The following is a 19,942-nucleotide window of genomic DNA, read 5'->3' as shown; positions in this document are numbered from 1 at the left end:
GACTCCATGAGCGCCGAACCGCCCGACTGGATCCGTGATCTTCTGTCCCCACCGCGCCTTACGCCCTATCTGCGCGCGGTCGGTGGATCGGCCGAGGCGGGAATACGTCTCTACTGGTGGAACTCGGCCGTCTCGGCCGCCTTCTACGGACCTTTGCACTGCCTCGAGATCGGCCTGCGCAACACGCTGCACGACACGCTCCGTCGGCACTACGCCCGTCCCGACTGGTGGACCCTCACCCAGCTCAAACCGCATGGTGCCCGCAAGGTGAAGGAAGCGTACGAGAAGCTCGCCGGGTCGGACGGCCGCCAGTTCGGCCCGGACGACGTGGTCGCCACACTCACCTTCGGCTTCTGGGTCGCCCTGCTCAGCCGCGGATACGACCGGACGCTCTGGGTCCCCACCCTGCATCGTGCGTTCCCGCATTACCGGGGGTCGCGCCGCGAGCTGCACGACAGCCTCGAGGCCATGCTCCTGCTCCGCAACAGAGTGATGCACTACGAGCCGATCCACCATCGCGATCTCGCCGCTGATCGGGCGAAGATCTATCGCCTGCTGGGCTACCTGTCGCCGGAGGCAGCACGGGAGGTCGAACCTCTCGATCGCATTCCGGAGATACTGTCCCGCCGAGAGGGGATCCACAGCAACGCCTACCTGCCAAGGTTCTGAACCACGGTGGATGGAGCCTGCGGTCTCGTTCTTCCCGACCGGTCCGTCGATCACGGCACTGCCGCTGGCGAGGTGAGGAACGTATGACCGGCCCTGCCTGGGTGTCGGCCACCGAGATCGCTCGGGGCGCCGGAGTGAAACCGGCCGCGGTCAGCAACTGGCGAAGGCGACACGTGGGCTTTCCCGCTGCCGAGCAGCGGGACGGCCGCGAGGTCTTCCAGGCGGCGGAGGTTGCCTCCTGGCTTGACGGCCGTGCGGTCGCCGCCCCGGACCGCCGGGTCGATGAGGCGCCGGGCGCCACCTACGGCGACCGGTTCCGGCTGGCCGTCGAGGTCCCCGAACCAGAGCCCGGACTGCCGAAGTCCGCCGATGTCCCCACAGGTACCGGTGGCCGGCTGTGGCGGGCACTCGCCGACGCCTACCGAGGCAGGCTCTCGGTAGGCGTCGGTCAGCTGCCCCTCACGGGCCTCGCATTCACGCTGCTCCACCTCCGGTTCCAGGAGGAACAGCGATGGAAGGATCTCAGGGCTGCGACTGAGCGGGGGCTGCCGCGCGAGGTGCGAGAGCTCGTCTGGCGTGCACAGGCGGCGGGCGATGGGCCCGACCTGTCGCCTCTGTTCGAGAGCCCGTACGACGTCCACCGACTCGCACCAGCGATCGAGATCCTGGACTGCCTCGAACCGGCGTTCGGTAACAGCCGCGGCGGTATTCCGACTCAGGCCGGGCCGATCGCCGACGAACTGCTGGCGCACGCGACGACGGCTGGCGGTCGGCGGTCAGGCCTTCTCACGACCCCCCGCTCCGTCGTTCGGATGGCGGTCCGCCTCACGAACCCCGTCGGCGGCGAGCGGATCCATGACCCGTTCTGCCGCGCGGGTGAGTTCCTCACCGCTGCCGCCGACCATGTCAGATCGCGGAACCCGAACACCTCGGGTCTGATCGCCAGTGGTCATACGAGCGATTCCTCGATCGCAGGGATCGCCAGAATGAACCTGCTCCTGCATGATCTCGCCCCACAGAATCTGCGGGTCGGCCACGCAGGTTGGCCCGACCAGAAGCCGGACGAGATGTTCGACCTGGTCCTGGTCAACCCGCCGTTCAATGACTCATACTGGCAGGACACCACCTTCCTGAATTCTTTCTGGCCCTACGGCGAACCTCCGAGCCACAACGCGAACTACGCCTGGCTGCAGTTCGCGCTGACTTCCCTGGCCAAGGATGGTCGGGCCGCCGTCGTGATGCCCGTTGGGGCCGGTTCATCAGCCAACCCCCGGGAAAGTTTCATCCGGGCCGCCATGGTCAGCGCTGGTGCCGTCGATGCGGTGGTGTCACTGCCACCCCGGCTCTTCGCCCACACGTTGATTCCGGCGACACTCTGGATACTGCGCCGTCCAGACCACGACCGTGACGACGTGCTGTTCATCGACGCCCGCGGCGCCGGGACGCCGGTCGACCGGATTCGCCTCGAACTGCGTGACGAGGACATCGACCGCATCGTGGCGGCCTATCAGGATCGGTCAGTGTTGTCGTCGGGGACGGTGATCTCGCACCCGGTGGCCAGGCGGCGGATCAGCGAGGATGACTACGCGCTCAGTCCGGGCCGCTACCTGTCCTTCACCTCCCCGTCTGCCGCCGTCGCCCTTGGCGACCCCGCCCACGCTCGGGCCTCGATCGAGGATCTCCGTCACGACCTGCGCGGGCTGCGTCGGCAGGCGGCTGAGGCCCAGGAGCGGGCGGAACTCCAACTGGACTCGGTAGGCGAACTTCTGGACACGACCGCCACCAGCTGGAAACGGCTACCTCTGGGTGACGTGTGCGACGTACTCGCGGGTTTCTCCGGCGCGATCAGAACGGACCACAACGGGCCTTCCGGAACAGCGGTCGTCAAGCCCAGGAATCTCGTGGAGAACCGGATCTCGCCGGAGATGATCGACCATGTCGAGCCCGACCTGGCAGAAAAACTCACGCGGTACCGACTCAGGCCGGGTGACATCGTGTGCGTGCGAACCGGCCAGCTCGGCCGACAGGCCCTGGTGACCGAGGAGCAGCGCGGTTGGCTGATCGGCACATCCTGCCTGCGCCTGCGCCCAAACGAATCCGTGGACCCCAGCTACCTGCTCTACTATCTGGCCCTTCCCCAGACCCACGAATGGCTGCTCGCCCATTCGACCGGCTCGGCGGTCAGGCTGGTCACCGCCGCGACCATACGCCGACTTCCGCTCCTGCTTCCGGACCGTGGTCAGCAGGAGCGGATCGGCGTAACGGTGAGTGCTTTGGATGACCTTGCGGCACTCCACGACCGGATCCGCAGGGCTGGTACCGGGCTCCGCGACGCGCTTCTCCCGCTGGTTTTTCGTGATCCGGGATGAGGGGATCCGATTGCCGCGGAGCGGTCGGCACCAGACCTACATCAGCTGGCCGCCGTCGATGGCGTATTCGCTGCCGGTGATGAAGCTCGCGGCGGGTGAGGCGAGGAACGCGACGACCTCGGCCACGTCCTGCGCGGTTCCGGCGCGGCCGAGCGGCAGCTCCTTCCCCAGCCGGTCGACGGTGGACGGATCGAGCATCGGGGTCGCGATCGGGCCCGGCACCACCGCGTTCACCCGGATCCGGTCCCGGCTGAGTTCTTTGGCCGCCGACTGGGTGAACCCGCGGAGCGCGAACTTGGAGGACGAGTACGCACTGTGGTTCGCGAACCCGCGGACGGCAGCGACGGACAGGGTGTTGACGACCGCGGCGTCGTGTTCCTCGGCCGCCGCGCGCAGGGCCGGCAGCGCGGTCCGCACGCCCAGGAAGGCGCCGAGGCAGTTGATCTCCCACAGCGCGCGCATGCCGTCGCCGGTCTCCTCCGGGATCGAACCACTACGGAGCACTCCCGCGTTGTTGACGAGGACGTGCAGGGCGCCGAAACGTTCGACGGCGATCTCGACCACCCTCCCCCAGTCGTTCTCGCTGCGGACGTCCCCCTGGCAGTCCACGACCAGCGGGTCGCTGCTCTCCGGGGTGGTCAGATCCATGGCGACCACGGCGTAGTCCTGTGCGCGCAGGCGGCGGACGACCGCGGCTCCCTGCCCTCTCGCGGCACCCGTGACGATGGCGACCCGGTGTGTCATTGCGCTTCTCCTGTCAGGTGAAGAGATAGGAACCGGGCTCGACGTCGCGGGTCATCCGCCAGTAGTCGACCAGGCGCCAGGGGCTCAGGACGTGCACCCTGCCGTCGTCGCCCTTGTACCAGGAATGCCGCACCGCCGGATGCGCCCAGACCGTGCCGGCGAGTTCGGCCCGCAGCCGCCCGACATAGTCGTCGAACGCCTGGGTGGTCACCTCCATCGACCGGTACCCGCCCGTCAGTAGTGCCCGCAGGCACGATCCGATGAAGCGCAGCTGGCATTCCGAGTGGAAGATGATGCTCCCGGCGTGCGCGAGGTTCGTGCCGGGGCCGTACATCAGGAAAAGGTTCGGGAAACGCGGCACGGTGATACCCAGATGTGCCGCGGGGCCGTCCGCCCACTGTTCGCGCAGGCGCGCTCCGCCGCGACCGGTGATGTCCATCGGGGCGAGGAACTCGTTGGCTCGGAAACCCGTCGCCAGGACGATCACGTCGACCTCGAAACGCCCCCGACCGGTGACGACGGCGTCGGGCTCGATCCGGATGATCTCGTCACGGACCAGGTCGACGTTGTCCCGGCGCAGGCACCGCAGCCAGCTTCCGTCGTCCTGCAGCAGCCGCTTCCCCATCAGCGGGTAGTCGGGAATCACCTTCGCGAGCAGTTCGGGGTCGTCGCCGACCTGGCGCTCGATCCAGGACAGGAGCACCCGGCGCCGGGCCTCGTTCGCGGCGTTGACGGACTCCGGGAGCCCCGGCCAGTGCGGGTCCACCCGGACCAGGTCCAGGGCCTTGTCGCTGGCCTGGTACATGAGCATGAACCGGTACCAGGACGCGTAGCCGGGCAGATGGCGCATGGCCCATTTCGCCCCGTCGTCCACGGCCTGGCGGTATTTCCGGTTCGGTGCCATCCACTGGGCGCTGCGCTGGAACACGACCAGGCTTTCGACGTCCTGCGCGATCGCCGGGGCGACCTGGAAACCGCTCGCGCCGGCGCCGATCAGCGCGACCCGTCTTCCGGCCAGCCCGACCGAGTGATCCCAGCGAGCGGTGTGGAAGACGGGGCCCGAGAAGGTGTCCAGGCCGGGGATCTCGGGGGTCAGCGGGCGGTTGAGCTGCCCGACCGCCGAGATCACGACGTTCGCGTCGAGGCGGGTCCGCGTCCCGTCCGGGCCGCGGATGACCAGGTGCCATCGCGAGGCGACCTCGTCCCACGTCGCGGAGAGCACCTCCGTGCTCCAGCGGACGTGCGGCGCGATGTCGTGGCGGCGCATCACCTGCCGGAAATAGCCCAGCAGCTCGGGCTGCTGGGAGAAGTAGCCGCCGAAGCCGTCGCTGGGCTCGAACGAATAGCAGTAGAAATGGTTGCCGACGTCCACCCGGCAGCCCGGGTAGCTGTTCTCCAGCCAGGTTCCGCCGACGTCCGCGTTCTTCTCGATGATGGTGAACGGAATCCCGGCCTGTTTGAGGCGAACCCCGGCGAGCAGCCCGGACTGGCCGCAGCCGATCACGACGACGGAAAGGCCGTGGCGCGCCGCGGCGTCGAGGTCGCCGAGATCCAGGCGCCGGGGGTCGTCGCCCGCGATGTTCATCTCCTCCAGGAACATCTCGGCGTACTCGTCGGCGACCGGTTCGCAGACCAGCCAGGCCATGATCTCCCGCGCGAGCGGGCCGGGCGGCGGTGGCACCGGCGGGCAGCCGGCGTCCCGGTAGACCCGGATCGCGGCCAGCGCCTGCTCGCGCAGGGCGCGTGACTCGTGCTCCTCGAGCCCGCCCTGGAAGTCGTTCGGAATGAAGGTCCGCGGCCGCAGCGGCCCGCGGACGAAGGCGGGGTCCCCGGTGAGATGGGCCATCGACGCGACCAGCGTCGGCACGCTGACGCCTTCCAGGAACGCGGCGATCTGGTCATCGTCCTGGGTGATCGGAGGAAGTAAGGAGGACGAGGAGCCTTCGGTTCTCCGGGAGACGCCGGCTGGCATTCTTTTCATCCTTCCCGAGCGGGCATCCGGTCAGGTACGGGTCACTGGTGGATCGGGACGCCGCTCAGCGCCGTGACCGCGCGGGCGACCTCGGCCGGGGGCAGCGGCCGCATGATGTTGTGCTGGACGGCACCGAGCAGGTAGAGGTGCACCGCGCGGGCCCGCTCCGCCGGCTCCGGGACACCGCATCGCCCGATGGCGTCCTCGAACAGCGCGCGAATGGTCTCGAAGCAGGTCAGCACCTCGGCGTGGGCGCCCCGGGGCCAGGCGTGCGCCAGGTAGGTGGTCCACAGGACCAGGCTGTTCAGCCTCGCGGTCTCACCGAGCGCCACGCCGCCGCCTTCCGGCGCCGTCTCGCCGCCCGGCACGGCGACGCCGCCTGGCTCCGCGATGCCACCTGGCTCCGCGGTGCCGTCTCCCGGAGGGAGGAAGGTCCGGACCAGGGCGCGGAACGCCGCCGGGCCGTCGGCCGCGGCGTCCATGTGCTGGCGTACGCGGTCGGCGAGCTGCCGCAGGAAGGTCAGGACGGCCAGGTCGACAAGCTCGCCCGCGTTGTCGACGTAGTAGTGGACCGTGCTCTTCGTCAGGCCGGCCTCTTCGGCGACGGCCCGGGTCGTGCAGGCGGCGATCCCCGAGCGCGCCACCAGACGTGCCGCGGCCTGCGCGATGCGCGCACGTGCCGCCTGCTGGTTCGGCGACCAGCGTGCGGCCTGGTCTGCGGTGGCAGCCGCCGGCTCGCTGCCCGGTTCGCTGACCGCGGGGCCCGTCATGCGGCATACACTCCGATCCGGACAAGCGTCCGAGGAGTTCGGACATCCGTCCAAAGCATAGCCGTCGCGCGACAAGGAGGGCGGGCCGATGGGCAACGCCGAGGTCAGGCTGTCACTGCCACCGGGGCAGGACGCGGACGCCGCGGAGCTCGCGGCCCGCATCAGGCAGCTCGGCCAGCCGTCGATGCGCGAGCGGGGAGTCGACGGCGCGCGTGTCTACCTGGAGGAACGGTCCGCGGCCGGGTCCGCCGGGCCAGACGTCGACCACCTCCACGACATCACCGTGGACGTGCCGGGCCGGGCCGGGGTGCCGGTTCGCATCTACCGAGCGCGGCAACGGCCACAGGCAGAGGCTGACGCAGGTCTCCCGGTGGTGGTGTACTTCCACGGCGGCGGCTGGGTCATCGGCAGTGTCGCCGCCTCGGACTCCTTCTGCCGGCGGCTCGTCCACGCCGCCGACTGCGTGCTGGTGTCGGTCGACTACCCGCTGGCGCCCGAGCATCCCTACCCGCACGCCGTCGACAGCGCGGTCGCCGCCATCGCATGGTCGGCCGCCCACGCCTCGGAATGGGGAGGCGACCCGGCCCGGCTGGTGGTGCTCGGCGACTCGGCCGGCGGGAACATCGCCACCGTCGCCGTCCGCCGGCTGCTCCACCGCGGCGGGCCGCCGGTGGCCCGGCAGATCCTCGCCTACCCGGTGACCGCGGGCGAGCAGCACCGCGCCGGCGGCCACTTCGGCGACGACTGGCCCCTGACCGACGACGACCTCAACTGGTTCTTCGACCACTACGTACCGGACCCGGCGCTGCGCCAGGACCCGGATGTGGCACCGCTGCACGCCGACGTCCAGGACCTGCCGCCCACCACGCTGCTCCTCGCCGGCTGCGACCCCCTCGTCGCCGAAGGCCTCACCTACGCCGACCGGCTGTGGCAGGCCGGCGTCCGCGTCGACCTGCACCTATACGCCGGGCAGATCCACGGCTTCCTGACCCTGGACCCCGCCGCCCTGCCTCGTGCCGAGGAGGCGCTCGGTCTCGTCGCCAACGCCATCCGCAACACCTGACGGCGCCAGCCCCACGACGTACGCCTCAGACAGCGTCGCCGCGGGGACGCCGTGGGGACCGCCGGGAAACGGTCATGGGCTCTGCGCGGCCTGCCCGGGCACGAGGCTCCTGCGCAGCCCGGAGACCGCCTCGTCGCTTACCCCCACCCGCGAGGCCCACCCGTCGACGCCACCGAACCTGTCGCCGACCAGGCCGAGGAAGTGGATCATCGTCAGGTTCCGCAACATCACCGGCTTTATTCCGTCAGCGCTCTGCGCGACGTAAAGCGGATTCGCCCGCAGGCGCTCCGCGATGGTCAGCGCATGGGAGTTGCTGGCGATGTAGTCCGAAATTATGTGCTCGTCCGTGACCTCGACGAGGCCGAGCAGGAGAGCCGCGACCAGCCCGGTACGATCGCGCCCCGCAGCGCAGTGGAAGAGTACCGACTCGCCCACCGACACCGCACCCGCGATGATGGCGATGATCTCCGCGAGGGCCTCCGCGCCCTCGACCAGGTTCGCGAAGTAGCCCTCGGCGAGCGCAATGGGATCGCGGCCGTCGGGGAAGGGCTCGCGACCGATTCTCCCCTCGGGAACCACCGAGACGTGGACGCACCGCACCTCGGGCAGGAGCCGCTGGTCCTGAAGCCCGTCCCCGTCGGATTCCTCGCGCGTTCGAATGTCCACGACCGTACCGACACGCATCTCGTTGACGAGCCGGTGCCGGTCCCGCTCCGACATGCGGTCCAGGGCGCCGGACCGATACAGGACACTCGACAACGTACGCAAACCGCCCAACGTGGAGAGACCACCGAGATCCCTCGCATTGGTTATCCCGTCAAAGGGTGTCAAGTTCCCCAAACCAGACCTTTCACCGGAATTGGACCACAATTCACCATGCAGCTACACAAAGCTCGACTCGAACGTAATCCATAAGATTCTTCACGCTTTCCAGGCCCGCTTTGGAGTGTACCGCCGCCCAGGTTTTCTCCATACCGCAAGCAGGGCACGAATCAGCGGGTCACCGAGCCAGGGGAATCCGTTGCCGAGCACGGCGGCCCGGCTGGGCGAGTCCGAAGAGTGGAGGATTTTGCGTTCTGACGACCAAAATCCTCTCTTCTCGCGGATTGCCAGTGACGCTGCGCCCCTTTGCGCGCCTCCCGCAGGAGCCCTGCCTGTCGCCCCGACCCGAGTTCGGGCGGCGGCCGAACGAGCGGGTCAGACGCTCAGCCGTCGATAGCGGGCGAGGCGGCGGACGTCGTCCGCGGTGGGCCGCGCGGTGCAGGGTGCGACGGCCGCCTCCAGCCGGGCCTGGACGCCGGCCAGGTCGAGGCGCAGGCCGATCGCGACCAGTCCGTCGCCGCCGTCGGCCGCGAAGCCGGGCCTGGTCGAGCTGGAGCCGGGGCTGGTGCTGCTGGGCTCGGGGATGCCGGGCTTCGGGATGCCGGGCTTCGGGATGCCGGGCTTCGGGATGCTGGGCCGGGCGGCGATGTGGATCTGGCCGCCGACGAGGTTGACCACATGGGGGCGCAGACCGCGGCCGGTGTCCACGGTCACGGTGCCCTTGAGGCGGTAGACGCCAGGAGGGGGCCGCTCGATCAGATCGACCAGCCGGCCCGGGTCGACCGGGCCGGTGGCGAGCACGGTCACCGCGTCGGCCCGCGGGTGTGCTTCGCCGTCATGGTCGTGGGCGTGGCCCTCGCCGTCCCCGGCTTCGCCGGCCTCCCTGGCCGCGGCGGCGAGCGGGAGCTCGTCGATCGGGTCGTGCGGGTTCGCGGTGTCGAGGACCAGGGCGGGGTCAAGGCGCCCGTGCGTCGTCTCGACGACGTGGACCTGCGGGTTGGACTCGCGTACCCGGTCGGTGATCCGCCCCAGGATGTCCGCGCGGTGCTCCGGCGGGAGCCGGTCGGTCTTGTTGATCACGACGAGGGTCGCGGAGGCGAACCGGGCCGGGGGCAGGCCGGTGCCCGGGTCGACCGTGTCGAAGTAGGCGGCGGCGTCCACGACGTCGACAAGGCCGCCGGGGCGCACCCGAGGCACCCCGCTGAACCGGATGAGCCGGGCGAGCGCCGGCGGGTCGGCCACCCCGCTGGCCTCGACGATCACCGCGTCGAGGCGCAGCTTCGGCTGGCTCAGCTTCGCCAGCGCCACGTCGAGGCCGTCGGTGTCCGGCAGGCAGCACAGGCATCCACCGGCGATGGAGGCAGGCTCGTCCACCTGGCCGCTGACCAGGGCCGCGTCGACGTTGATCGCACCGAAATCGTTGACCACCACACCGAGCCGCGCCCCGGGGGCCCGCAGCAGGTGGTTCAGCACCGTCGTCTTGCCCGCGCCCAGATATCCGGTGAGCGCGATCACCGGCACCCGCACAGCCATCCCCACCCGCCTCCCCGTCTGTCGGCATCTTCCTCCTGCTCGGATTCCTCCCGCTCGGCGCCGGTATGGGAGCCCACGGCCGGACCATCCGGACCATCCGCGCCCCGCACGGGTGTGATGTCAGCGCGGTTCCAGCAGGACCAGGGGAATCACCCGTTTCGATTTGCGCTGGTATCCCTCGTAGACCCGGTTGCCCGCGACGACCCGCGGCCACAGCCGGTCGCGTTCCGCCTCCGTGGCGACCCGGGCGCGCATCGGGCGCCACGCGTCACCACGGAGGCGGACCTCGACGTCAGGCTGGGCGCGGAGATTGAGGAACCAGTCGGGATGGCGGTCGTCGCCGCCTCGGGAGGCCACCAACACGATCGCCGCGCCGTCGCGGACCGGCGAGGTGAGCATGATCGTGTGCTGGTGGCCGCTGCGGCGGCCGACCGTCGTCAGCTCCAGGACGGGCATGCCGATCGCATGCCAGCCGAGCCGGCCGCGGGTCGCCTTCAACAGCAGCCTGTGCGCGCTGTTCATGGCCTTGAAGCCACGCTCGCTCACCATGTCCCGGCCCTCGATCCGTCCTCGCCGCCCGGCCCGGCAAGCCTAAGGCCCGCTCCGCTCCGTGCCCCGTCGAGCCATCGAGCGGGTGGTCCGGTGGGCTGGTTGGCATTCGCGGCGGGTGACCCCCGATGGTCACGCACAGCCATGACTACTCTCAGAAACTAGGGGAAGACAATCCGTGCCCGTCGCGACCCTCGATGTGGCAACGACCGCGGCTAACCAGAGCCGACCATCCTCGTGCGCCGCCGATCGCGGTCGGTCGCGCCCGATGTCCACCCAATGGTCCGGTCCCGCTCGGGGCCTCAAAGGGGGGAACCCATGAGCTGGTCACGAACGTCCCAGCGCTGTGCGTCCCGCGCGTTCGTCCTGACCGCCACACTGACCGCGGCCCTGGCCACGCCGATCCTCTTCGCACCAGACGCCCACGCCCAGCCGACCAGCCCGGCCACCCAGTCGGCCGCGCCGACCTACGGGACGGGCTCACCGACCGGCGGAACCGGATCGCCGACCGGGACTGCCTCGCCCACCGGGACTGCCTCACCCACCGGGACGGGCTCGCCCTCACCCAGCGGCACGGCGAGCGCCGCACCCGGCGCGGCGGGCACGGCGGGCTCGAAGTGCCCGACGCTGCCGGAGGTCTCCGGCCCTCTGAAGACCTGGCAGTCCGTCGCCGACCTGCCCTCGGCGCGTGCCAACCTGGGGGCGACCGCCGGCTGCGACGGAAAGATCTTCGCGATCGGCGGTGAGACCACCAGCGGCGCGGCGGGCGCCGGTGGAGCGGGCGGAACCGCTTCGCCGACCGGTTCGCCGACCACAAGCCCCACCGCGACCACGTCCTCCCCCACCGGGTCGCCCCAGACCGGCGGTCCGACGACGCCGACGACCGGCCCGGCCGGTGGCGGGACGGGGCAGACGCCTGGTGTACGGCTGACGCCGGCCGCGTTCAACGGCGATATGCCGACTGACATGCCAACGGACATGCCGACCGACATGCCGACCGACATGCCCGGCTCGCCGGGCAACGACACGACGACGCCCACCACCACAACCACCACCACGTCGCCGGGCTCGACGGCGACGTCCAGCGGCTCGCCGACGTCGTCGGCCAGCGCCTCGCCGGGCGCCGGCGGCGCGGCCGTGTCACCCGGCGCGGGCACGCCGGTGGACACCGTCCAGGTGTTCGACCCGAAAAGCAGCGAGTGGTCCAACGCGGCGTCGCTGACGACCGCGCGCACCCACCCGGCCGCCGCCACCGACGCGAACGGAAACGTCTACGCGATCGGTGGGCGTACCGGTGACGACGCCACCCCGACGGACTCCGTCGAGGTCTACTCGCCGTCGAGCGGCTCATGGAGCAGCGGGCCGTCGCTGCCGAAGCCGATGGGCGACCCGAGCGCGACCCGCGGCAACGACGGGAAGATCTACGTCCTCGACTCCTCCACGCTGGCCATCTACGACCCGGGCAGCAGGAGCTGGTCCACGGCCGCGGCTCCGCCGTCGGCCACGACCTCGCCCGCGCTGGCGGCGCTGCCGGACGGCCGTATCCTCGCCGCCGGTGGGAGTGCGTCGGGCAACGGCAAGAAGGCCTCCTCCGACGCCTACGCGTACACGCCGGGCTCCGGTGGCGCGCCCGGCGGTTCCTGGGTTCAGGTAGCCGACCTGCCGACCGGTGTCTCGGACGCGGCGGCGGCGACCGGGCCGGACGGCCGGGTCTATGTGACCGGTGGCCGGGACAGCAACGGGAAGGTCGTCGGTGACACCCAGGTGTTCACCCCCGACGACGACAACTGGTCGGCCGGCCCGAGCGGGGCCCTCTCGACCCGCGCCGGCGCCGGTGCCGCGACCGGTGGTGACGGCCACGTCTACGTGACCGGCGGTACCTCCAGCTCCGGTACCGCGCTGGATTCCACGGCGTCGCTGAGCGAGTGACCCGCCCGCCGATCCTGTGAGGATCATCTGAAGTAAGATCATCTGTCGGCGCTGTTCTCCCGGGCGGTCCTCCCGGGAGAACAGCGCCGACGCGTGCGCCGGGCCCGCCACGGCGATCGGCCCGGCCCGGGCCCCCGACCGCGCCTACGCCGACGGGTGACCCCGTCGGGTACCGAGAGCCGCAAAGCGCGCCAAGCATGACATTCTGGTCGGTCATGCAGGACACCGGAACCGTTCGCGTCGACTTCGTCTACCACACCGGTGTCGGACGTCGGATCGCGGACGAGGCACTGCTCGCCGGCGGCTGGGACGAGCAGGGGCGGCCCGCCGCCGCGTGGTCGACGACGGCGATGGAGCGCTTCGTCGCCGAGGACGGCACCGCCGCCTTCCGCGCCTCGGTCACGCTGGACGCGAGTACCTCCTGGACCGTCGACTGGGGTGTGTGGCTGGTCCGTCCCGACGGCTCGCGGGTGTGGGGGATCCCCGCGGAGCTGGCGGACCCGCAGGTCACGACGCAGGTCCGCCAGCTGCGGGTCGAGCCGCAGGACGGGCCGGTGGCCCAGGCCGAGTTCCGGCTCGCGGCGCACCGGCACAACGGCGCACGACGCCTGATCCGCGACCCCGGCGCCGACGCCGGCAACGGGGCCGGGGCCGGCAACGGGGCCGGGGCCGGGGCCGGCACCACCAGCGCGAGCGCCGGCGCCGGCGCCGAGGCGGCTGAGCGGATCCGGTTCCGGGTCTGGGCGCCACACGCGCGTGGCGTCGAGGTGGCCTTCGCCGGGCCGAGCGGCTACATCGCCGACGACGGCCGAGGCGAGGACGACCAGCTCACCAGGCTGCAGATGCGCGCGGTGGCCGGCGGCTGGTGGGAGGCCGCCGCCCCCGGCTTCACCGACTGGGTCGGCCGGCGCTACGCCTACCGCATCGTGCGCGACGACGGCTCGGTGGCCTGGCGGTCCGACATGTACTCGACGCGCCAGTGCGGCGCCGGTGACGTCGACCCGTGCGGCGCCCCCTACGACGGGCCGGCCCACGAGCTGGACGGCGCCGTGAGCTGCTCGGTCATCGTCGACACCCGCGACGACGCCCGGTTCTGGGCGGACGAGTTCGACCCGGCCCGGCCCGTCCCGCGCCGCGTCGAGGACCTGGTCATCTACGAGCTGCACGTGGGCTCGCTGGGGTTCGGCCACACCGCGGCCGGCACCTTCGCCGACGCGACGGCCCTGCTGGACCACCTCGTCGACCTGGGCGTCAACGCCGTCGAGCTGATGCCCATGTTCGAGTTCAGCGGGACGAGATCCTGGGGCTACGGCAGCTCGCACCTGCTCGCCGTCAAGCAGAGCGCGGGTGGACGGGAGGGGCTGCGGGGATTCGTCCGCGCCTGTCACCGGCGCGGGCTCGCCGTCCTCATGGACGTCGTCTACAACCACTACAGCCCGAACGCCCAGCGCTGCGCCTGGCAGGTCGACAGCACGGCCGCGAGCCGGAACATCTACTACTGGTACGAGGGTGCCGAGACCGACCACCCCCACCCGGACGGCGGCTACCTCGACAACGTCTCCTCCGGCTGGGCTCCGCGCTACCACGACGAGAACGTCCGCGCGCTGTTCATCGCCAGCGCGGTGGCTTTGCTCGACGACTTCCACATCGACGGGCTGCGGGTCGATCAGACCACCTCGATCCACTCCTACAACCGCCTGCACGCGGACGGGAGCCCCGTCGGCGCGGCGAACATCGCCGGGCGCAAGTTCCTGCGCGAGCTGTGCCAGACCCTGCGCGTCGTCGACCCGCAGGTGATGCTCATCGCGGAGGACCACTCGGGCTGGGCCGAGGTGACCAGGCCCGCCGAGGAGGGCGGGCTCGGCTTCGACGCACGCTGGTACGTCGACTTCTACCACCACCTGATCGGCGACAAGGGTGAGGGACCGGAGTACGCGAAGCTGCTGCACACCGCCGGTCGCGACCAGCACGGCCCGCTGGCGATGGGCCGGTTCGGTGCCGCCCTGACGGCAGCAGCGGACCACGCCGTGGTCTACACAGAAAGCCACGACGAGGCGGGCAACGCCGAGCAGACCGCGCGCAACATCCTCGTCGCCGTCGACCACGCCCCGCTCGACGGCGAGACCGCCTGGTTCGCCCTCGCCCGGCTGCGGTGTGTCGCGGCGCTCACGCTGCTCTCCCCCGGCACACCGATGTTCCTGATGGGCGACGAGGTGGGTGCCGACCAGGCGTTTCTCCACGACTCGTTCACCGAGGCCAAGGAGGACCTCGCCGGGCTGCGCGCGAATCGCGGCGCCGGCCAGTTCGCCTGCTACCGGGCGCTCGTCGCACTGCGGCTGGGCAGCCCGACGCTGCGGTCGCGGTCCGTCGAGGTGGTTGCGGCCGACGACCCGGCCCGTCTGATCGCCTTCCGCCGCTGGGACGCGGGCGAGGAGTTCCTCGTGGTGGCGAGCCTGGCCAACGAGCCCGCGCCCGGCCGCACACTGTCGCACCCGTCGCTGGCCGGCCGGCGGTGGAAGCCGGTGCTGGACACCGACGCCGTGGCCTTCGGCGGCCGCGGCACCCGGCGGGAGCGGGCACTGTCCGCACGCGGGGAGACGCTCCGGCTCGACGTGGCGGCCGTCAGCGTCCGTGTTTACCGCAGGCGCACGTCAAGTTCACACCATGGACGTCCCTGGCGGCGGTGGGCGGGCAAGCTGGGCTGGTGACCACACCGTCGACCGAAGCCGCCAGCGTCCGAGGAGGCCCGTCCTGATCGAACGTTTCGTGCTCTGCTCGCGCGGCTGCCAGCACTGGGGTGCGCTCGGCGCCGCCGGTGTGCTGCTGCGGGCAGCCGCCGACCCGGATCCGAGGTACCTGCTCGTCCTGCGCCATCCCCGGTCGCATCAGGGCGGCACCTGGGCGCTTCCCGGCGGAGCGCTCCTGCCCGGCGAGTCCGCCCTGACCGGGGCGTTGCGGGAGGCCGAGGAGGAGCTCGGCCCGCTACCGGCGCACATCCCCCGTGCACACCCGCCCGCCCGCGAATACGTCGACGACCACGGGCAGTGGTCATACACGACGCTGGTGCTGGATGTCGGCACGATGTTCGAACCCTCCGCCGCCAACTGGGAGACCGCGGACTGGACCTGGGTCTCGGCCCGCCACGCGCTGACGATGCCACTGCTGCCCGCGCTGCGCGCGGCATGGCCGGCCCTGACCGCCGCCGTCTGACGCCGAGCCTGCGACGGCCTGACGCCGAGCCTGCGACGGCCTAGCGGCGTCGGTTCGGCGTCGGCGCGGCGTCGGCTCGGCGCCGCGTCCCCGGGCACCCGAAACACCGCGGGCCCGCACGGCGCCGGACGGGAAGGAGCCGCTCACCGGCGGTGTTGACTCACAACATGCCGTTGACTGGTGAATACGAGCCGAGCCCCGCCGAGTGGGTACGCAAGCAGGTCGAGGAGTACGAAAGCTCCGGCGGAACGCGCGGCACCGAGCTGCGCGGCGCACCGGTGATCATTCTGACGACCCTGGGCGTGAAGTCGGGCAAGATACGCAAGAGCCCACTTATGCGGGTCGAGCACGAGGGCCACTACGCGGTGGTCGCCTCCCTCGGCGGGGCGCCGAGCCACCCGGTGTGGTTCCACAACATCGTCGCCCATCCGCAGGTGGAGCTGCAGGACGGGCCGATCCGTCAGGACATGGTCGCCCGTGAGGTCACCGGGGCGGAAAAGGCGCTCTGGTGGGAACGCGCGGTCGCGGCCTGGCCGGACTACGCGGATTACCAGAAGAAGACCGAACGCGAGATTCCGGTGTTCGTCCTGGATCCCGTCCAGGGCGGATGACCGAACAGGACGGGTAGCCAAGAAAGCGACAGACAGCCGTACAGGAAACATTTCTTGCCACCCCGCTCCGTTACCGCAGAATTCCTTGGCCGAACGGCCGGCGGAGGCGATCTGGAGTAGCGTTCACGTCGCCTTGCCGAGCCATTCGGCGAAGGATTCATGAAACACGAGAGGGGATCAGCGAGAATGGACCAGCAGCAGCGTCAGCAGGTCGAGCAGCAGCTGCGTCAGAACTGGCGCCAGCTCCGGTACCGGATCCTGGACCAGTTCGGCCAGGTCAGCACCGCCGACCTTGACGCCGCCACCAGCGTCAACGACCTCGTTGCGCGGATCGCGGACAAGACCCACCACAGCGAGCGGTATGTCCAGAACCGCCTGCAGGAGCTCGCCGGTGTCGGTGCGGGCCAGAACATCTCCGGTGGTGACCGTCTCGGCGCCAACATCGGCCAGGTCGGCCAGCAGGGTCAGCCGTTCGGCGCTCAGTAGTCCGACTGCCGGCCGGCAGCCTGCACTTCGGCTGCCGGCCGGCAGTTCACTGAACCTTTTCCACCGTCGAATCGGGCTTCACGGCATCACCGGCCGCGAATCGTGAGATGGAAGGTTCACAGTTCGGCTCCAGGTCCGGCTCGCCGTCAGGCGGTCCGCCGGACTGTGAGCCTCTTCCATCGTCGGCTCGGACCCCCGGCAACCCTGGCGGTGCCCCGTGAGATGGAAGAGGCTCAGCATCGATCCGCTACTTGGCGCGCGTGTCAACGCACGGTTCACACCGCACCGCGCCAAGTAGTGCTCGAATCTCCAGAAGACCGTCGATCAGCTCGAGTGTCGCTGCGTCACGCGGGAGCCGTCGCAGCTCATCGAGCATCGCGTCGGTCTCCTCCACGGTCGGGACGCCGTCAATCGACGCCGCCAGCTCAACAATCGCGGCCATGATCCCACCATCTTCCGGATCCGTAGCGCGTACCGCGCGTCCGAATAACCCTGCTCGGCATGATGCCAGATCGGTGCTCATCGGGCATTACGCAGGTGTCAGGTCCGTTCGGCAGCCAGCGAGACGATCCCCCAATCCCGATCTCCGCGAACAGGCCACCATGCACGCGACGTCCGCGGCCAGGTCGTACGAGCGAGGAGCCAACCGCTTTCCGTGGCCTTTCTGTACCTGTCAGCCGAAGCCCACGTGCTCGTATCGGTGTAGTTACCCGCTCAGCACGTCATCAAGCTCACGCCGAGAAATGCGTCGGGCCCGGCCAAGGCCCGCGGCGAGAAAGGCGCGGCCAGGCGTCGACCGGACCGAGGTGACGAGCGCGGCCCGCGTGGGAGATCCGGCTCCCGGCCCGGTGGCCGGACCCGTCCGCCCGGCTGCGGGAGGGTCCGGGGAACATCGGTCCCGCACAGATCGTCGTTCAGACGACGAACGTCATCTACGAAGCGGGGTCCACCGATGCCGTACTTCGACCTGGGGGTCGAGACGAGGCTGTTCTTCACCGACGACCCCGCCCAGGACGCTGACGACCCGGCGGCCGAACCGCTGCTCCTGGTCCACGGCTGGTGCTGCGACTCGCACGACTGGAACGCCCAGATCCCCGACTTCCTCGGCCACCACCGGGTGATCTCCTTCGACCTGCGCGGGCACGGCCGCTCCACCGGCTCCAAGGGCCTGCGCCCGAGGGTGCTCGCCGCGGACGTCGCCGCGCTGCTGCGCCAGCTCGGCATCACCGGGAGCGCCGGCAACGCAAGAGGCGCTGGGGGCGCTGGGAGCGCTGGGAGCCGGGTGGTGGCGGTCGGGCACTCGCTGGGCGCCATGGTGGCCAGCGCCCTGGCCGTCGAGAGCCCCGAGCTCGTCCGCGGCGTGGTCGCCGTCGAGCCGGCGTACGGCCTCGCCGAGGAAGAGGTCGAGCGGACCGCGCGGACGCTGGGTGACCTGGGCGCGCCGGGCACCCAGCAACGGTTGTTGCGCTACCTGGCCGCACTCGCCGGCCCCGAGGCGCCCCGGCCGCTGACGACCTGGCACCGGCGCCGGGCGATGGGGGTGCCGCTCGACGTGGCCCAGGCGGCGCTGGCCGGGATGTGGCTGACCGAGGACCAGTTCGGCAGCCGGGAGCGCAGCACCGCCTACCTGCGCGGGCGGTCCTGCCCGGTGCTGGCGGTCTACTCCGAGCGGCAGGGCGACCGGGCGGACTGGGAGCGCGGCCTCGCGACCGGGCCCTGCGACGAGGTGCATCAGCTGCCCGGCGGCCACTGGCTCCACCAGGAGCATCCCGACCTGTTCAACTCGCTCGTCCTCGGCTGGATCGACCGGCTGCCCGCCACCGATCGCTCGTCCCGCACCCGGGCCCGGTGTTAGCTTCACTTGGCGTGGAGCCTGTGACGTCCGAAGCATCGTCGGCGGAGAGTCCCGCGTTATCGCACCAGCCGTGCGGCTACCTGGCTCGGGCCTGGTGGGGCGACGTGTTGGTGGCCGAGTCCCGGGCCGCCGTCCGGGTGCGGGAGGCAACCGAAGATCCCGTTCTCTACTTCCCTCCCGCCGACGTGCGCACCGAGGCCCTGCACAGCGAGGGCCGCACCACGGCCTGCCCGGTCAAGGGCCAGGCGCGGCTGTGGACGCTCGAAGGCAAGGTGCAGGCCGGCTCCCGGGACTGGCACGACCCCGGCGGCGTGATCTCCGTCGACGGGCGCGACGCCGCCTGGGCCTTCTCCCAGCCCGCCCCCGGGCTGGAATGGCTGACCGACCTGGTCGCGTTCGACCACGACCGGGTGCGGGTCGAGGTGGTCGACGCCGGCCCGGATTCCGACGAACGCGACACCACGATCAAGCGGTTCCCCACCTGGGGTGACGCCGCGGACCTGATCGACATCATGAACGTCCGCCCGGCCGGGGACCGCCGGTACGTCAGCACCACGCTGGCGGGCGCGCGGCGGCCGGTCGTCGAGGCCAGCCAGATGCTCGGGCAGGCGATCGTGGCGGCGGGCCGCCACGCGCCCGAGCGCAGAGTCGTCTCGGCGCACATGGTGTTCTACCGGGCGGCGGACGCCCGGGAACCGCTGGAGTTCGAGATCGACGAGCTCAGCGCCGGCCGCAGCTTCTCGACGCTGGCCGTACATGTCTCGCAGGGCGGGCGCCGCCGCGCGAGCGGCACGCTGCTGCTCGACGTCACGGCCCCGGACGTCGTCCGCCACCAGGCCGCCACCGAGCCGTGCGCGGGCCCCCACGACAGCGAGCCGTACGACATGTCCGTCACCGGGCGGGACATCCGGATGGTCGACGCGGCGTACACCGACGACCCCGACGCCCCGGTCGGCCCGCCGGTCATCGACACCTGGGTCCGGTTCCGGGACGTCCCGGCGGACCCGCCGCTGCACGCCGGGCTGCTAACCCAGTTCACCGGCCACATCTCGATCGCGGCCGCGCTGCGCCCGCACGCCGGGGTCGGGCAGAGCCAGGCCCACCGCACGCTGTCGACGGGGATCAACGCGATCGGCATCTCCTTCCACGCCGCGGTGCGCGCCGACGAGTGGATGCGCTATCACCACCTGTCCACGTTCGCCGGCGACGGGATGACCCACTCGGAATGCCGGGTGCACGACGAGGCGGGCGCGCTGGTCGCGTCGTTCACCGTGGACGCCATGCTGCGCCCCTTCGCCCAGAAGGCGCACGCGGTGGACGACCGGCTCGCGCTGTGAGCCCGCCGGCGGGGCGGGCGGTC

General features: G+C 71.0%; 17 protein-coding genes. 10 read left to right on the top strand and 7 right to left on the bottom strand.

Going from position 1 to position 19,942, the window contains the following annotated elements; all coding sequences use genetic code 11:
- The first annotated feature begins 6 nt into the window (after window positions 1–6).
- A complete protein-coding gene (locus tag FREUN1FDRAFT_RS08170; RefSeq protein ID WP_035950746.1) occupies window positions 7–669 on the top strand; it encodes a hypothetical protein in 663 nt (220 codons plus the stop codon).
- An 83-nt stretch (window positions 670–752) separates the two neighbouring features.
- Window positions 753–3,038, top strand: coding sequence for a type I restriction-modification system subunit M/S (locus tag FREUN1FDRAFT_RS08165; protein WP_006539522.1), 2,286 nt, complete (start codon window positions 753–755; stop codon window positions 3,036–3,038).
- Between the two features lie 36 nt (window positions 3,039–3,074).
- Here FREUN1FDRAFT_RS08165 and FREUN1FDRAFT_RS08160 read toward each other — a convergent pair whose 3' ends face one another.
- Genes FREUN1FDRAFT_RS08160 through FREUN1FDRAFT_RS08150 form a run of 3 tightly spaced genes read right to left on the bottom strand, consistent with a single transcriptional unit; the run spans window position 3,075 to window position 6,524 of the window.
- The gene (locus FREUN1FDRAFT_RS08160; RefSeq protein ID WP_006539521.1) at window positions 3,075–3,782 is read right to left on the bottom strand and encodes an SDR family NAD(P)-dependent oxidoreductase; all 708 of its coding nucleotides are present in this window, start codon (window positions 3,780–3,782) and stop codon (window positions 3,075–3,077) included.
- 13 nt (window positions 3,783–3,795) lie between these two features.
- Complete coding sequence (locus tag FREUN1FDRAFT_RS08155; RefSeq protein ID WP_006539520.1) at window positions 3,796–5,754, bottom strand: NAD(P)/FAD-dependent oxidoreductase; 1,959 nt, start codon at window positions 5,752–5,754, stop codon at window positions 3,796–3,798.
- 41 nt (window positions 5,755–5,795) lie between these two features.
- The gene (locus FREUN1FDRAFT_RS08150; RefSeq protein WP_006539519.1) at window positions 5,796–6,524 is read right to left on the bottom strand and encodes a TetR/AcrR family transcriptional regulator; all 729 of its coding nucleotides are present in this window, start codon (window positions 6,522–6,524) and stop codon (window positions 5,796–5,798) included.
- An 88-nt stretch (window positions 6,525–6,612) separates the two neighbouring features.
- Here FREUN1FDRAFT_RS08150 and FREUN1FDRAFT_RS08145 point away from each other — a divergent pair, with 88 nt between their 5' ends.
- Entirely contained in the window at window positions 6,613–7,587 is a 975-nt protein-coding gene (locus FREUN1FDRAFT_RS08145; RefSeq protein WP_006539518.1) for an alpha/beta hydrolase, read from the top strand.
- A 72-nt stretch (window positions 7,588–7,659) separates the two neighbouring features.
- On the opposite strand, the gene FREUN1FDRAFT_RS08140 is transcribed toward FREUN1FDRAFT_RS08145, so the two are convergent.
- The 3 genes from FREUN1FDRAFT_RS08140 to FREUN1FDRAFT_RS08130 form a co-directional block, all read right to left on the bottom strand.
- Window positions 7,660–8,418: a tyrosine-protein phosphatase gene (locus FREUN1FDRAFT_RS08140; RefSeq protein WP_157474453.1), complete on the bottom strand. Its 759-nt coding sequence runs from the start codon at window positions 8,416–8,418 to the stop codon at window positions 7,660–7,662.
- Between the two features lie 366 nt (window positions 8,419–8,784).
- On the bottom strand, window positions 8,785–9,942 hold the full coding sequence (locus FREUN1FDRAFT_RS08135) for a GTP-binding protein (protein ID WP_006539516.1): 1,158 nt from the start codon (window positions 9,940–9,942) through the stop codon (window positions 8,785–8,787).
- 120 nt (window positions 9,943–10,062) lie between these two features.
- A complete protein-coding gene (locus FREUN1FDRAFT_RS08130) occupies window positions 10,063–10,491 on the bottom strand; it encodes a nitroreductase/quinone reductase family protein (protein WP_006539515.1) in 429 nt (142 codons plus the stop codon).
- A 318-nt stretch (window positions 10,492–10,809) separates the two neighbouring features.
- On the opposite strand from FREUN1FDRAFT_RS08130, the gene FREUN1FDRAFT_RS08125 reads away from it, so the two are divergent.
- The 5 genes from FREUN1FDRAFT_RS08125 to FREUN1FDRAFT_RS08105 all read left to right on the top strand — a co-directional run bounded on the left by FREUN1FDRAFT_RS08125 (window position 10,810) and on the right by FREUN1FDRAFT_RS08105 (window position 16,727).
- Window positions 10,810–12,420, top strand: a complete 1,611-nt coding sequence (locus FREUN1FDRAFT_RS08125) for a kelch repeat-containing protein (RefSeq protein WP_006539514.1) — start codon at window positions 10,810–10,812, stop codon at window positions 12,418–12,420.
- Between the two features lie 197 nt (window positions 12,421–12,617).
- Window positions 12,618–15,128, top strand: coding sequence for an alpha-amylase family glycosyl hydrolase (locus FREUN1FDRAFT_RS08120; protein ID WP_006539513.1), 2,511 nt, complete (start codon window positions 12,618–12,620; stop codon window positions 15,126–15,128).
- Window positions 15,085–15,630, top strand: a complete 546-nt coding sequence (locus tag FREUN1FDRAFT_RS08115) for an NUDIX domain-containing protein (protein ID WP_006539512.1) — start codon at window positions 15,085–15,087, stop codon at window positions 15,628–15,630. The genes FREUN1FDRAFT_RS08120 and FREUN1FDRAFT_RS08115 overlap by 44 nt, the downstream gene beginning before the upstream one ends.
- A gap of 167 nt (window positions 15,631–15,797) precedes the next feature.
- Entirely contained in the window at window positions 15,798–16,241 is a 444-nt protein-coding gene (locus FREUN1FDRAFT_RS08110; protein WP_006539511.1) for a nitroreductase family deazaflavin-dependent oxidoreductase, read from the top strand.
- Between the two features lie 186 nt (window positions 16,242–16,427).
- A complete protein-coding gene (locus tag FREUN1FDRAFT_RS08105) occupies window positions 16,428–16,727 on the top strand; it encodes a hypothetical protein (RefSeq protein ID WP_006539510.1) in 300 nt (99 codons plus the stop codon).
- A gap of 247 nt (window positions 16,728–16,974) precedes the next feature.
- Here the strand turns inward: FREUN1FDRAFT_RS08105 and FREUN1FDRAFT_RS08100 are convergent, their stop codons facing one another.
- On the bottom strand, window positions 16,975–17,169 hold the full coding sequence (locus tag FREUN1FDRAFT_RS08100; protein WP_006539509.1) for a hypothetical protein: 195 nt from the start codon (window positions 17,167–17,169) through the stop codon (window positions 16,975–16,977).
- A 510-nt stretch (window positions 17,170–17,679) separates the two neighbouring features.
- Between FREUN1FDRAFT_RS08100 and FREUN1FDRAFT_RS08095 the strand changes: the two genes are divergently transcribed.
- Both FREUN1FDRAFT_RS08095 and FREUN1FDRAFT_RS08090 read left to right on the top strand, forming a co-directional pair.
- A complete protein-coding gene (locus FREUN1FDRAFT_RS08095; RefSeq protein ID WP_006539508.1) occupies window positions 17,680–18,582 on the top strand; it encodes an alpha/beta fold hydrolase in 903 nt (300 codons plus the stop codon).
- Window positions 18,576–19,919 (top strand): DUF427 domain-containing protein, encoded by a 1,344-nt coding sequence (locus FREUN1FDRAFT_RS08090; protein ID WP_255348196.1) that lies wholly within the window; start codon window positions 18,576–18,578, stop codon window positions 19,917–19,919. The genes FREUN1FDRAFT_RS08095 and FREUN1FDRAFT_RS08090 overlap by 7 nt, the downstream gene beginning before the upstream one ends.
- Window positions 19,920–19,942 lie beyond the last annotated feature (23 nt).

This window comes from Parafrankia sp. EUN1f, from assembly GCF_000177675.1.
Classification (GTDB): domain Bacteria; phylum Actinomycetota; class Actinomycetes; order Frankiales; family Frankiaceae; genus Parafrankia.
This window is presented reverse-complemented; position numbering and strand designations above follow the sequence as displayed.